The sequence below is a fragment of the Pseudoalteromonas sp. MEBiC 03485 genome, assembly GCF_004195145.1.
Lineage (GTDB): Bacteria > Pseudomonadota > Gammaproteobacteria > Enterobacterales > Alteromonadaceae > Pseudoalteromonas > Pseudoalteromonas apostichopi.
This window is the reverse complement of record NZ_SGBT01000002.1, coordinates 486,336-500,749: the sequence shown is the minus strand read 5'-3', so window position 1 is coordinate 500,749 and position 14,414 is coordinate 486,336. Positions and strand designations below refer to the sequence as shown.

Here is a 14,414-nt window from a genome sequence, read left to right as displayed (position 1 = left end):
TAACTGCATTTATCTCTATGTCATACTGGTAGGAGCGATTATGCAAGAGGCAAATGTTGTGGATATTACCCCGTTTTTAGCGAAGCATCAGTTACCACTCAAGTATCAATACTTAAGTGAGCAGTTTTTTATACCCCTCGCGCACGATATCTTGAGCGCAAAAATGACCGGCCAACCTATGTTGGTGGCTATCAACGGCTGCCAAGGTTCAGGTAAAACAACTCTCGCTGATTTTTTAGTGACTTGGGTTAATAGTAATACCGAATTTAATAGCGTGTCATTATCAATCGATGACTTTTATTTAAGCCGTGATGCACGCAATGAGCTTGCTAAAGATGTTCATCCTTTGTTTGCGAGTCGTGGGGTACCGGGTACGCATGATACGCAATTAATGGAACAAACCTTATCGGCTTTGTTGGCAGGTAAAATGGATGTGCCACTACCTCAATTTGACAAGCTAACCGATGATCCTGTGCCACAATCGCAGTGGCCTAGTAACCAAAAACCGATTGATATCGTGTTTTTTGAAGGCTGGTGTGTAGCCAGTACACCGCAGCAACCTTATCAACTACAAACTCCAGTTAATGAATTAGAGCAACTAGAAGATGCCGACGGCATTTGGCGTCGCTGCGTAAATAGTTGCTTAGCGAATGAATATCAAAATGTATTCGCAATGGCTGATTACACCATTATGTTAAAAGCGCCTTCATTTGAAGATGTGTATGCTTGGCGGTTAGAGCAGGAGCATAAGTTAATCGCCAAAAAAGGCGAAGGGCAGGGTACTTTTGATGAACAGAGTTTAAAACGTTTTATCTCTCATTTTGAGCGTATTACGCGTGAAAATTTAGCAACCCTCGCGCAGAGTGTAGATGCTTTATTATTGCTCGACACAGAGCGTGACATCACTAAGATGGAACTACTCGCTGACCAAATTGCTCAGCCACTTATTTTTACTGACTTAGACGGCACATTGCTCGATCACGATAGCTACGAATGTGAGGTGATCAAACCATTTTTGGCAAAGTTGAATGATACCGGTGTCAATGTCATTTTTAATACCAGCAAAACCTTTGCTGAAGTCACTGATATTCAAAACGGTTTGGCTCATCATCAACCTTTTATTGTTGAAAATGGCGCGGCTGTTTACATCCCGAAAGACTATTTTAAAGTAAAGCCGATTGGCTGTGATGAATATCAAGGTTATTGGCGCTTCGCTATGACACAAAGTACCGATAAATTGCATGAAGATCTTAAACGATATGCGAGTGATTATAGTCATTGTGTACGCTTATTTAGTCAATTTAGTGCACAAGAAATAGCCGAATTAACAGGGCTACCCGTCGATAAAAGTGAACTGGCTTTACAAAGACAGTACTCAGATCCGGTTTGTTTCTCGGGCAGCGATGAAGAAAAACAAGGCCTGATAGATGCAATGAGCCAAGCTGGCTACGAAGTGCTTGTTGGCGGGCGTTTTATCCATTTAACCAAAGGTAACAACAAAGGGCTTGCACAAAAGTGGCTGTTAAATCAGTTTAAAAAAGCCTATCGCAATCCATTTACTGTGATTGCCCTTGGCGACAGTCAAAACGATGTAGCCATGCTAAAGGCGGCCGATACCGCCATATTAATCAATAACCCTGGCAGCCAAGTTCAATCACAAATACTACAAAAAGCCTGGCAGCTCAGCGAAAAACCAGCCCCTGCGGGTTGGGTTCAAGAAGTTTCTGCGTTAACTATCATCAAAGCGCGTTTTGCAGCAAAACAGGAGCAATCTCATGGCTGATTTCTATCAAAATGGCATTATCACTACGCTACACAATATTGCTGATCGCCCAGTAGAAGAACTAGAAAAAGAGTTGTTGGGCTTTTCTAAACAACGCCCAATGGGCCTTATATTACCCTCGCTTTACAGTGAGTTAGAAGGGCCAGCTTTGCAAAATATTATTGCTGAGCTGAAACATGTGCCTTACTTATCGCAAATAACCATTGGCCTTGATCGCGCCGACGAAAGCCAATATCGCCATGCACTGCAGTTTTTTGCAGAGCTTGATCAACACCATAAGGTACTTTGGAATGATGGCCCGCGTCTACAAGCCCTTGATAAAGAACTTCAAAAGTTAGGTGTTGCGCCACGAGAATTAGGTAAAGGCCGTAATGTTTGGTATTGCATGGGTTATAAACTCGCCACCTCAAAAGTGGAATCAATTGCATTACATGACTGTGATATATTGACATACGATAGAGCACTTTTAGCTCGCTTGATTTACCCTGTTGCTCATCCTCGTTTTAACTATGAGTTTTGTAAAGGGTTTTACCCTCGCACTGCAGAAGGCAAAATCAATGGCCGTGTATCTCGTTTATTAGTTACGCCATTACTGCGTTCATTTAAAACGATCTTGGGCAGTAGTGATTATCTAGAGTATATGGATTCGTTTCGATATCCATTAGCTGGAGAGTTTTCATTCCGTCGCGATGTACTCAACGATATCCGTATTCCAAGTGACTGGGGCTTAGAAATTGGCGTGTTATCAGAGATGTATCGCAATTACTCGCATAATCGTTTATGTCAGGTTGATATTGCTGATAACTATGACCATAAACATCAAGACTTATCACTAGGCAATCAAGCTGCGGGCTTGTCGAAAATGTCGATTGATATAACTAAAGCTCTATTCAGAAAGCTGGCTACTCAAGGGGTTACTTTTACGAGCGAAACAATTCGTTCATTAAAAGCAACGTATTATCGTATCGCCCTCGACTTTATTGAAACATATCACAATGATGCGCTTATGAATGGTTTAACATTGGATATTCACCAAGAAGAGAAAGCCGTTGAAATGTTTGCACAAAATATTATGAATGCGGGTCAGCATTTTCTAGAAAACCCAATGGAAGCACCATTTGTGCCGAGTTGGAACAGAGTAGCCTCGGCAATGCCAGATGTATTTGCTCGCTTAGAAGAAGCCGTAGAGCTTGATAACAAAGAATATATTTAACGGGGAAGGCACGTGACTTTAGAGCTACTCCAACAAAGGGTTATTCAGCATTTAACCTGCATCTACGGCGAGGTTGAACTATCAACAACGCTTGAACAACTCGCAGACAGATTAATCGATACCATGTTAGGTGATGATCCTGTTCGTGACCCAACGCCACATAAAAACCGTTGGGATGAGCAAGATATGATTTTAATCGCCTATGGTGATTCGATTATTCGCCATGCTAACACGGATGAAGCGGTTGCTAAGCCTGAAGAGCCGCCTTTGCATACCTTACATCGCTTTGTAAAAAACCAATGCTTGCCTGAACTTAATGCATTACACATTTTGCCATTTTACCCGTATAGCTCAGATGAAGGCTTCGCGGTAATGAACTATGTGCAAGTGAATGAAGCGTTAGGCAGTTGGCAGCATATCCGCGATATTTCGAAGGATGTCAGGTTGATGGCTGATTTAGTGATCAATCATTGCTCTAGCAGAAGTGTTTGGTTTGAAAACTTTATTCAAGGCAAAGAGCCTGGTAAGAGTTATTTTAAAACAGCAAGCCCGAGTGACGATCTTGTTCAAGTTGTTCGCCCGCGAACATCGCCTCTTTTACAAGCGGTTGAAACAAAAAACGGTTTGCAACATGTATGGTGTACGTTTAGCCACGATCAAGTCGACTTTGATTTTGCCAACCCAGATGTGCTCAATGAGTTTGTCAGCATTATTCGTCATTATTTAGATAATGGTGTACGAATTTTCCGCCTCGATGCGGTGGCATTTTTATGGAAAAAGCTGAATACCCGTTGCATTAACCTACCAGAAACTCACGAAGTGATCAGATTACTTCGCACCCTGATAGAGCATTTTGAGCCTAACGTGATTATTATCACTGAAACCAATATTCCAAACCGCGAAAACCTCTCTTATTTTGGTAATGCCAACGAAGCACATTGTATTTACAATTTCTCATTACCGCCTTTGCTATTACATACCTTACTGAGTGGCGATAGCACCGCATTAAAGCACTGGATGATGAGCATGCCACCCCCTCAAGAAGGGACTGCATACTTTAACTTTATAGCATCACATGATGGTATAGGTTTAAGGCCTGTCGAAGGGTTATTGGAGCAAAGTGAAATTGCCGAAATGGTCAGTACCACGGCTAAATATGGCGGTAAAGTATCATTACGTACCGCACCAGATGGCACCAACACCCCTTATGAGTTAAACATCGCATTGTTTGATGCGCTGCAAGGTACCCATAAAGGCCCAGATAAATGGGGGGTTGCACGCTTTTTATGTGCGCATGCCATTATGTTTGCACTTGAAGGTATTCCAGGTTTGTATATTCATAGCTTACTCGGTACTACCAATGATTATGAACGCTTTGAAAACAGCCAACATAACCGAGCGATTAACCGTCACCGCTGGCAAGAGTCAGATTTACTTGCCAAGTTGAGTAACGAAAATGCTCATCATCGTACTGTGTTTAAAGCGATGAAAAACCTAATGGCTATTCGTAAGGCACAAAGCGCTTTTCACCCTAATGCAACACAATATACATTACATTTAAGCGAGGGGTTATTTGGTTTTTGGCGACAAAGTATCAACCGTTCGCAAAGTATGTTTTGTGTTTATAACATCAGTGACGAGACGCAAACTCTTACTCTTGCCGACTTAAATTTGATTGGTACTGAGCAGTGGCGTGATTTAATCAGCGGTGAGCAAATTACCGAGCAGACAAAAACCATGTCGCTAACCCCATACCAAGCTGTATGGCTCAGCAATAAATGAAGGCAGGCACTGTAAATGCCCTTTACAGTGCGCTTTTTGTTGCCTCTAAGAGAAGAGATTCAACACTAAAGGGGAGGGCATTTTTATGCGCCTTACTGAAAACGCGAAAGTTAATTGCCAAGTTATCACTGTGAATTTGTTCAACGAGTTTAAGCGTTTGTTCGTTATGTTGACTGAAAATGGCCACTTTTTGATGAATAGGTCCAGAGGAGTGTTTATTCAGTAAGTCATGAATATTCACCACTGCTAAAGCCCCCAGCGTAACATGACCACCGATAGTGACGTCTATTTTTTCTGCTACAGCTCGAAGCGGCCAGTTAATTGCACCAACTAATACTTCTTTGCGTTTGTTTAATTCATCAAGCGCAGCAATCGCTCCTAAGGCCATAGCATCGTTGGCTGCCCAAACAATATTAATGGTTGGTTGATGGCTAAAAAAGCCAAGGCTATGACGATACGCTTGTGTTGCTGACCAGTTGGCAACAGTTTTCGCCGTGATGTGCGTATTATCATGCGTTAATATACTTTGTTTTAAACCTTGCTCCCTATCAAGAGCTGCATGAGTGGTGTAATCGCCATTTATCGCAAAAACATTAGCAGCTTGTTGACTATTTTCAATCAGCTTATTGGCAAGAAGTTGCCCCGCTTGTGTGTTATCGGGTACCACGCTACCTGTGATATTAATACCATGATCAATCAATCTTTTTAGTTCTTTTTCAGATGGGCGGTTAAGTAAAAAGTAGATCGGCGTAGAAGTGTGTTCTATGCTCAAAAGATGTTGGGTTAGCACGCTTTTCTCATCAACTAAAATCAGCATATCTGGCTTTGCTTTAATCGCTTTAGCCACTAATGACTTCATTTCAATATGATTTCGGTTGGCATAATGAATCGTTAAATCGAGATCAAAGTCTTTGGCAGCGTCACGCATCATCTGCGACACTTCAAACCAAAACGGGCCCGTGACATTAGTATCGGCATGGCCAGGATTTATAAAAATAACACTTTGCTTGGCAAATACACTCGGTAAGCAAAATAGGCAGATAGTGAAAAATACCGTTTTTAGCATGGGTAAGTTAAGTTAATTGACTGATTTGCCCTAGTATATAACTTGAATTGATAGGTTTTAAGTAATGGATTGGAATAAGATCGTTTTTGACTTCTTAAATGAAAAAGGGCTGCATAAAAGTGCAGCCCTAAGAGAATCAAATTTTTTACGATTAGAAGTCGTAAGAAAGTCTTAAGTAGCCGAAGCGGCCAATGTTGTCATAACTCGCACTTCCTGAGCCAGTACCTATCGTACCGAATGGAAGTTTGCGGTTAAAGATGTTATCAACTCCTAGCTTAACGCCAAAACCGTTTTCGAAGTTATACCCAACTGTTGCATCAGAGATAACATAGGTACCAAATTTAGTTAAGCTATTTGGATTCGGGTTATCTTCTAGATCTTGGTCTGTATAAAGGCTTACCTCATCAATATAACGAGTATCAAGCGTAGTGAAGAAACCATCACGCTTATATGAGATTGAAAGGTTTGCCTGCCACTTCGCTTCGCCAGTTGTACCTGCATATTCGATATAATCTTCAGGTTGATCTTGGAAAGGATAGTCTTTACGTTCAATTAAGTACGTACCAATTAAACGTGTAGAGAAGTTACCTTCTAATGCATCAAAGTCATAACCTAACTCAAAGTCAACACCCGATGCTTCTTGACCAGAAACGTTTAATACCGAGTTTTGAATCAATGTAATTTCACTTGATGCGCTATCACGTGTAATTAAATTACAGTATTGGTTATTGATACCGCCTTCAGCGTCAACACAGCGATCAAGAATTTCTTGAGATGCAATTGTTGAGATTGCGTCTTCAAGTTCAATTTTCCAATAGTCGATTGTAACAACTGAGTTTTCTAGGAATGAAGGTTGGTAAACTAAACCAATAGTCGTACTAGTTGACTCTTCACCTTTCACATCTCGGTTACCACTTACTAAACCTTCAAGGGTTTGTGCATCGTAATCTGATTCAAAATCTGCAGGCACACCAAGGGCTGCACAGTTCGCGCGGCGTACTTCTGAATTTTGTAAATCATTTAAGTTATCAGCTAAACAAGGATCGTCAACACTGTAGAAGGTTTGGCTAGGTGCACCGAAGATTTCGCCAATGTTTGGTGCACGAAGAGCTTCAGATTGTGTTGCACGAACACGTAATTGGTCGTTAACAGTCCAATCTAAGCCCACTTTCCAGCTTGTTGCATCGCCAATTGTGCTGTAGTCAGCGTAACGTACCGCTGTATCTAGGACTAAGTCTTGTACAAGAGGTAAGTCGGCAAGAAGTGGGATTGATGCTTCGAAGTAAATTTCATTTACGTCAAACTCACCTTTGTCTTCACCCAGCGCGTTAAAGAACGTACCTACTGCGTTGTCTGGCTCTTCAGTTTCACTTTCTTCTTTACGGTATTCAACACCGGCAGCAAAACCAACATAGCCAGCTGGTAATTCATAAATTGCAGAGTTTGCAAGTGATGCTGTTACAACAGTTTGGGTGATTGTTGACGTACCTGTTGATACGGTATTGATATAGTCAATTGCTTCTTGGCTAGGTGCACCAAAGCCCATGATATTTACTGGTACACAGCCATCAGCACGTGCTTCTTCACTACGACAAACAATGTTGCCTGAACCATCATCAATAGCATCCAGGGCATTGTAATAGTTCGCCATGATCATATTTGCGCCATTAACGCGCTCTAGATCTGTTTGACCGTAAACAACCGATGCATCTAATTCCCAATCTGTAAATACAGTGCCTTTTAAGCCTGTAACAAAACGGGTTGTTTCACGTGTGTTGTTTTCTATACGACGACCTAAATCAGTCATCATACGGTTAACCATAATAGAGCTAACACCTTCTTGTTCCATTAGATTTTTAACACTAGAGTCAAGATAAGGGTTGTCAATCTTAATGCTGTTATTTGGATTAAAGAAGAAGAATGCTGGCTGACCTATGCTTTGGCCTTCGCTGTTAACGTATTTTGCTTCAAAGTAAGCATTCATATCTTCAGCAACGTCATAGTTAACTTTAAAGTTTACGTTGTAACGTTCAAATTCAGGTTGAATCTCATTGAATTGTGCAAGGTTAAACGAATCACAATTAGCACAAGATAAGCCGTCGACTTGGTCGCCAATATTGAGTTCGCGATAAGTGCCATCTGGGTTGAATGAGTTCACATAGCCATTACTTAACGCGAAAACACCTGCATTATTGATTGCATAGTAGCCGGCATTTGGTGTGTAGATAAAATCAGGGAAGTTTGGATCGTCTTTGTTTTCTTCAGTTTGCGCAGTGTTACGCATGCTACGATAAGAGCCGTCAGTCCATGGGTGATCAAGCGCATTGAGCGTATCTTGTGCTGAATACTCAACAGCAAAGGCTACATTACCACGGTCATTATCGAAGTTTGTGCCATATGAGAATGTCGCTTTTTCGTTATTGTAATCGCTAAGGTCAGACTCACCGCGAGTTACACTTGCACTAAAGCCTTCAATGTTCTTTTTCAGAATAAAGTTAACTACGCCTGTTACAGCGTCGGCACCATATACTGCAGATGCACCACCTGTGATGATCTCAACACGCTCTACCCATACACTAGGAATTGTATTGGTATCAACTGATTGAGAGCCCGCAGAGCTAGATACATGGCGTTTACCATTGACGAGTACTAGCGTACGGTCAGTACCCATGTTGCGTAAATCAAGAATGTTTAGGCCTGCAGTACCGATAAAGCGACCTGAGTTTGAAAGAGAAAAAGTATTACCAAGAGCTGGTAATTTATTTAGTGCCTCACCGATATTAACAGCGCCGGTATTAACTAAGTCATCACCACTGATAACCGTTACTGGAGCTGGAGCTATAGCACCTTCGCGTAAAATACGAGAACCTGTTACTTCGATTCGGTCGATTGATTTAGCACCTTGATCTTCAGCAGCCATCGATTGGCTAGAAATGGCAAGCGCCGATGAGCAAAGAGCGAGCTTGATGCTGGCACCTAAATAATTATTTTTTATCATTGTTTCACCTGTTATTTTATTGTTCTTTCCCTGGAAGGGTTTTGTTAAATATCGTTTCCAATATGTTAACGGTTGTTGCTCTATCATTGTCCCTGTTTATTTCAAATAAAAAATACGTAGCAAAATGTATTAAGTTTAATTCATTTGTTTCAGTCACTTACGGGGAGGTTTTGTTTTTCATTTCAAAATTTAATGTTGGATTGTTTTTGTTTCTATAATTATGGTGGGGATATTGATGCGTTTATTTATATAATAGTGATGTGTTATGAACTTAATCTAAATGTCAGAATTAGGCTGTGCCTGAGTTTCGGTTTATAATGCTGCAATAGTTATATATATGAGAGTTTTATGAAATTTTTTATCGTTAGCTTATTGTTGTTTTATTCGAGTGTTGGTTCGGCTACCAGTATAGATCTTGAGGCCAATATGAAAAATATGGGACTTGCTTATAAAAACTCTGTACGTGCTAATGATCTTGCCACCTTTAATACAGCTATTGATGAATTTATTGAATTGTTAGAGACAGCTAAAACTGCTGATTTTAAACAGCATAAAACGGCGTCTTTAGAAGGGCTGAATAAAGTAATAAATCAAGCAAAACAAGCTAAGCAGCTTGCAAGTACTCATGGCCTTGAAGCTGCTAAGGCGCCGCTTAAATCTATTGATGAGCTCAGAAAAAAATATCATGAGCTACATGAGCCACCAGGCTTTTGGGAGTTGTTATTTGGTAAGTAAGTTAGATTTACTTTAATTTTAAAAAGGTGCCTCGGCACCTTTTTTAACGCTTTTTCTTTTTACCTTGAACTGCTTTAAAACGCGGATTGTCTTTATTAATAACATAGACACGACCCTTACGTTTTACGATTTGGCAGCCCTGGCGGTTCTTAGCACTTTTTAATGAACTTAATACTTTCATGTTCTTTCCTTATAGTAACTATTTGCTCGCTAAGTTTTTGAAACGACGATTAAATGCTGCTACACGTCCATCGCTTGCTAGGGCTTTTTGTTTACCAGTATAAAACGGATGAGAGTCGCTTGAGATATCAATTGGTACATAAGGGTAAGTTTTTCCCTCAAGTTCAATCGTACGCGAAGTTTTGATAGTAGAACCAATAATAAAGTAGCTGTCTGCTGCTGTATCATGAAAAGCGACTTGCTGGTAATCAGGGTGGATATTGGGCTTCATAATTCAACTCTATGTTATGTGATAATGTATCAACTATATAGTGGTTGTGTATTGATATCAAGATGAAAATAATTCTTATTTATTGTGTTCTGTTTTAAATTTATACAAGCTGAGCAATCAATAAGCAGTTAGCTTTAAAAAGCTGGATATTGTCGATAAGGCTGTTATAACTAGGTATGCGTGCTTATTTTAAAGAAGGATATGGAAGTGAATGATAAAACTAGCCGTGAAGAACTAGATCAAAATGTAATGAACATGCTTCGCGATAAAGACCATTCTATTTTAGCTAATCATGTAGATATTTTGTCTTGTAGTCACAACGATATTATTGAGCTGTTAGCACAATATTTAGCACTAAGTGAACAAGATGATGATGAACGTTTTGATACTTGGTTTGATAATCTAAGTAAAGAGCAACATACCGTCGTTAAAACTTTTGAAGTTTATCGCGGGCAGTATGAGCATTTAGATTCTTAATACCTATTCATGCTTGAATATATTGTGTTTAAGCATCATGTTTTATATGAAAAAAGCCACCCGAAGGCGGCTTTGCTGATTAGCGCTAACTAATTATTTGAGCATATAAGCACGTAATGTAAATTGCTCAGCTGTGCTTGTGCCATAATCACTTACAACAGTACGAATGTGGACAAAATCACCTGAGTTGCCATCATTTGGAATTGTCGCAATCCATTCACCATCAATATTTTGTATCTGTGCATCAACCCAGTTTTCTGGGGAGAACTTGTCTGATACAGGGCAGTAGATATATGCAGGAATTGAGGTAATTGCACACTCTTGACCATAGGCATATTGGAACTGTACGTCTGCTAATGGAACTTCGCCAACACCATCAAGTAAGCCTGATAACTTAACCTGTGCAGCTTCGCCTACATTCATCGTGTTTTCGATGTCTACAGGTAAATCAATCATAGGTATCAGTACTGGTTGTATACCTTGATGCTGCTCATTGGCAGTAAAAGTATAGAAGCCTTGGTATAGTGATCCTAGGTTGTCTTTAACAGGAGAGCGCTCACCAACACCACGTGCGTATGAACGCACCTCGAGTGTAATTTGGTGGTCGCCAGGCTCAAGAGTTAGGGTCCCTTGATAAGGGGATACCGGCTTACCATCTAAAGTTAAACCGAATGCCGAACTACCCATATAGCCAAACATCCCGTCGTGATTAGAGGCATCGCCAAAGGCTGCAATATTGAAGTGGAGTAAGTTAGTATCTCGGCGGATAATTGGCGAACCACTGCTGCCTAAGCTACCAGCACGAGGGCCTTTGAACCATGTTGTTGTTTCTTCTTCTGCGGGTGTCATTGTACGTGGACCATCAAAGTAAGCGCCAGAACTTTGCATTTGATAATTTGGCATGACGATATTCGTCCACGCATTCTTCGTTGTGGCTGTGTAATACTCTTCACGTACATGAGGTAGCATGATCATCTGTGTACTACCTGTAGAGTAAAACTCACCTGTACTGTTGGTCATTGCCATCGCATCAGTCCAAGACGGACGTTCATCATTTTGTGAATGATAAGAAGCGGTGATCTTATGCATCTTATGTTCAGTGATATTGATTTGACCTGATTGAATACGACCATCAGTAATATGATTAATAGAGTAGGCATAAGGTGAGCGTTCGGCTGCAATCCCTGACCAACTTACCATATTATTACCTGCTTCGATCTCAGTCATAAGCGTTTCACCTTGCTCAGAACTAATACCAATTACAGGTATTTTAGGTGTGCCTGTAATGGTTCCTTTATAGCGACCTGCACGAGATGGACGATAGAAGATTACGCCAATGGCGCCATTCTTCATCGCGTTACCAACCATGTAAGAAGTTAGATAATAAGGGTTAGTAATAAGGGCTATTTTACCTTCTAACTGAAATTGACTCCAGTCAGTGCTATAACCTGCATCACCTACTGGTACTACTTCAGCAGAGCCTTCGCCATGAAAAGAAAGTGCTAAGCCTTGCTTAATATAGTCAAGCTCAACGCCATTTTGCATTTTTACCGTTGTTTCTGGTGCAAGTGCGCGTGTAGTGACAAATGAGCGGAAACGATCATCATGACCTTGAGACCATGCAAACATATCACTTACATAATCTGGTGCCATTTCAATGCCGGCTAGTTTCGCTACTTTTTCATCGTCTAGGACATAGGTGAAACCAAAAGAATAACCTTGAGGAGCAAGAGGTTGTTCAGCTTTGAAGGTTACTTGTTGAGCTGTTCGAGCATCTAAATCAATTACTGTAGTACTATCAATTTTTCTATTTAGAACGGCCATTTGCGCTGCTGAATCAACGAGACCTGAATTTGAGTCAGGGTTATCGTAAGTCATGATATTAGCCACAATAGTATAGTAACCAGCAGGTACTTCAGCTTCTGCTTTCCCACCATTTAGTCGGACAAGTGAACCCCAATCATCTTCTTCATTAATTAGATACACCTTTGAAGGAGCACTTGCACGATTACCCCAACGGTCAGTTAAGTTGACTGTGAGAGAAACTTTTGGTTGATCTATCCAAAAAGAGACGGGAACAATAAGTTGCTCATTGCTTTGGCTTGTTGAAGTACCTGTAATACGACCAGTAATCGCTCCGTATGCACCGTTTCTCAATGCAACAGACGGGTCGATCCACATTGGTACTTGCGCTTCGCCATTGGCTGGTATTGTAATTGATTTAGCAGCTAGTCCTGCCAGTGTCGCTGGTAATTGTGTTTTACCATCTTCACCAATTAAATCGAGTTTTAATTTTAGGGTGATATCTTTATGCGAGATATTTTTTAAGGTTACTGATGTTTCAGTAAAAGCATCGTTTTCAGTATGCTTAAAAAAGCCAAGTTCTCTGTTAGGTGGGGCAATGATGGCTTGATCAATCGCGCGATTGATATCCATCGGGCCTGCGCCTTGCTCAAGTACATGTGAATCGGTTATTTTTACAGATGAAGTCAGTACATCTTTTATTTGTTGTGGTGTTAAATCATGGCGGGCCTGCATGACAATAGCTGCTCCTCCAGCTACGTGGGGGGCTGACATCGATGTACCAGAGTAAACTCGGTATGCAGTATCACCTAAGCCACCCGATGCAGCTGCTACAACTGACACACCTTGTGAGGTAATATCTGGTTTTGCTGAGTGACCATCTGGTGATGGACCGCGTGAAGAGAACGAAGCTGTATTACCGTCACGATCTATAGCACCAACGGTTAGTGCACTTGGAGCACAGCCCGGTGAACCAATAGTTTCACGGGTAAAACTATTACCTGCCGAGATAATAAATAATGCCTTCTCGCTAAGAGCTTCAACCATGTCAACGAGTGGGCCACTACAAGTTGTTGCCGTACCGCCGAGAGACATATTAACAATATCTGCTTGTTCATCCATGACAGCCCAATACATCCCATTTAGGATTCCTAGTGTTGAACCGCCGCCATTATTACCAAGTACCTTACCGATTATAAGCTCTGAACCGGGTGCAACACCGACCCATTTACCATCAGATTCGTGACCATTACCAGCCACGGTTGAAGCAGTGTGTGTACCGTGACCATTTATATCGTCAACACCGTTACTTGAATATGTAAAATCACGAGATGCAACTACACGTCCATGTAAATCAGGGTGTTCAGTGTCATAGCCTGTATCAAGAACGGCTACTTTAATACCTGCTCCATTGTAGTTAATGGCTGCTTCACCATAAGCGCCGGTTAAAGGTACTGTCGGTGTTAATGTCTCTGACTTTGAGACTTTATGAGCATGAACGATAGCATCTAACCAAATACCTTCTACATCAGCTTTTGATGCTAGCGTTTGCCAAGCTTGAGCGGCTTTATCTTTACTAATTGCGAATGCTGCACTGTCGATAAGTTCTATCTCGCTAGTCAATGATATGCCTGCAAATGTCTTTGGTACTGCCGTACCTGCAAGGCTGCCATCGCGATATTCAACAATTATAGGCAGTACATCAGTAGATGCATCATCATAACCAGACTCGTAAAGTTTATTGATATTAAATAATTCCATATCAATTGATTGTGAATTTACAAGGGCTTGTGCTTGCGTTGGGATAACATAAGTACTTTTACCACGTTTAAAAATACTCGTAATTGCATCAGAGCCATCTGCATTGAGTAAACGAATACCACCTAACTCACCGTTTTTATTGACGACCGCAGATACTTTGTCACCTGTAATCAGTGTAAAGGTAAGCGCATCTGTTTTTGTTTTAGTGATGGCAACATCTTGTGCCATTGCTGGTTGCGCTAAACTCAAGCCGAGCATAGCCAAGTAGGTCGCATTTATGCGACCAAGCCTTGAAAAAGGTTTCATCTTTCAATCCTTCATTTATGATTTAATTAGTTGAGAAGA

10 protein-coding genes are annotated in these 14,414 nt (G+C 41.0%); 5 read left to right on the top strand and 5 right to left on the bottom strand.

The window, feature by feature from the left end; all coding sequences use genetic code 11:
• Positions 1-40: 40 nt before the first annotated feature.
• The 3 genes from EVU92_RS19050 to EVU92_RS19040 are packed head-to-tail and all read left to right on the top strand — an operon-like array spanning position 41 to position 4,778.
• Positions 41-1,783, top strand: coding sequence for an HAD-IIB family hydrolase (locus tag EVU92_RS19050; protein WP_130052731.1), 1,743 nt, complete (start codon positions 41-43; stop codon positions 1,781-1,783).
• Positions 1,776-2,996 carry a glycosyl transferase gene (locus tag EVU92_RS19045; protein ID WP_130052730.1) on the top strand — a complete coding sequence of 407 codons (1,221 nt, stop codon included), beginning with the start codon at positions 1,776-1,778 and terminating at the stop codon, positions 2,994-2,996. Before EVU92_RS19050 ends, EVU92_RS19045 begins: the two co-directional genes overlap by 8 nt.
• 12 nt (positions 2,997-3,008) lie before the next feature.
• Positions 3,009-4,778: a sugar phosphorylase gene (locus EVU92_RS19040; protein ID WP_130052729.1), complete on the top strand. Its 1,770-nt coding sequence runs from the start codon at positions 3,009-3,011 to the stop codon at positions 4,776-4,778.
• Between the two features lie 22 nt (positions 4,779-4,800).
• On the opposite strand, the gene EVU92_RS19035 is transcribed toward EVU92_RS19040, so the two are convergent.
• Positions 4,801-5,844, bottom strand: coding sequence for an ABC transporter substrate-binding protein (locus tag EVU92_RS19035; RefSeq protein ID WP_130052728.1), 1,044 nt, complete (start codon positions 5,842-5,844; stop codon positions 4,801-4,803).
• Positions 5,845-5,995: 151 nt separating this feature from the next.
• Entirely contained in the window at positions 5,996-8,842 is a 2,847-nt protein-coding gene (locus tag EVU92_RS19030; protein WP_130052727.1) for a TonB-dependent receptor, read from the bottom strand.
• A 348-nt stretch (positions 8,843-9,190) separates the two neighbouring features.
• Here EVU92_RS19030 and EVU92_RS19025 point away from each other — a divergent pair, with 348 nt between their 5' ends.
• Entirely contained in the window at positions 9,191-9,577 is a 387-nt protein-coding gene (locus tag EVU92_RS19025; protein WP_130052726.1) for a cytochrome b562, read from the top strand.
• A 43-nt stretch (positions 9,578-9,620) separates the two neighbouring features.
• Here EVU92_RS19025 and ykgO read toward each other — a convergent pair whose 3' ends face one another.
• Complete coding sequence (gene ykgO, locus EVU92_RS19020; RefSeq protein ID WP_130052725.1) at positions 9,621-9,758, bottom strand: type B 50S ribosomal protein L36; 138 nt, start codon at positions 9,756-9,758, stop codon at positions 9,621-9,623.
• Positions 9,759-9,776: 18 nt separating this feature from the next.
• A complete protein-coding gene (locus EVU92_RS19015) occupies positions 9,777-10,028 on the bottom strand; it encodes a type B 50S ribosomal protein L31 (RefSeq protein WP_130052724.1) in 252 nt (83 codons plus the stop codon).
• Between the two features lie 207 nt (positions 10,029-10,235).
• Between EVU92_RS19015 and EVU92_RS19010 the strand changes: the two genes are divergently transcribed.
• Positions 10,236-10,505 (top strand): hypothetical protein, encoded by a 270-nt coding sequence (locus EVU92_RS19010; RefSeq protein ID WP_130052723.1) that lies wholly within the window; start codon positions 10,236-10,238, stop codon positions 10,503-10,505.
• Between the two features lie 93 nt (positions 10,506-10,598).
• Here EVU92_RS19010 and EVU92_RS19005 read toward each other — a convergent pair whose 3' ends face one another.
• On the bottom strand, positions 10,599-14,375 hold the full coding sequence (locus tag EVU92_RS19005; RefSeq protein WP_130052722.1) for a S8 family serine peptidase: 3,777 nt from the start codon (positions 14,373-14,375) through the stop codon (positions 10,599-10,601).
• Between the last annotated feature and the right edge of the window lie 39 nt (positions 14,376-14,414).

Excerpts from the sequence above, each read along its gene's own strand:
- EVU92_RS19050 (WP_130052731.1), top strand. The coding sequence starts at position 41 with ATGCAAGAGGCAAATGTTGTGGATATTACCCCGTTTTTAGCGAAGCAT.
- EVU92_RS19045 (WP_130052730.1), top strand. The coding sequence starts at position 1,776 with ATGGCTGATTTCTATCAAAATGGCATTATCACTACGCTACACAATATT.
- EVU92_RS19035 (WP_130052728.1), bottom strand. The coding sequence starts at position 5,844 with ATGCTAAAAACGGTATTTTTCACTATCTGCCTATTTTGCTTACCGAGT.
- EVU92_RS19030 (WP_130052727.1), bottom strand. The coding sequence starts at position 8,842 with ATGATAAAAAATAATTATTTAGGTGCCAGCATCAAGCTCGCTCTTTGC.
- EVU92_RS19025 (WP_130052726.1), top strand. The coding sequence starts at position 9,191 with ATGAAATTTTTTATCGTTAGCTTATTGTTGTTTTATTCGAGTGTTGGT.
- ykgO (WP_130052725.1), bottom strand. The coding sequence starts at position 9,758 with ATGAAAGTATTAAGTTCATTAAAAAGTGCTAAGAACCGCCAGGGCTGC.
- EVU92_RS19015 (WP_130052724.1), bottom strand. The coding sequence starts at position 10,028 with ATGAAGCCCAATATCCACCCTGATTACCAGCAAGTCGCTTTTCATGAT.
- EVU92_RS19005 (WP_130052722.1), bottom strand. The coding sequence starts at position 14,375 with ATGAAACCTTTTTCAAGGCTTGGTCGCATAAATGCGACCTACTTGGCT.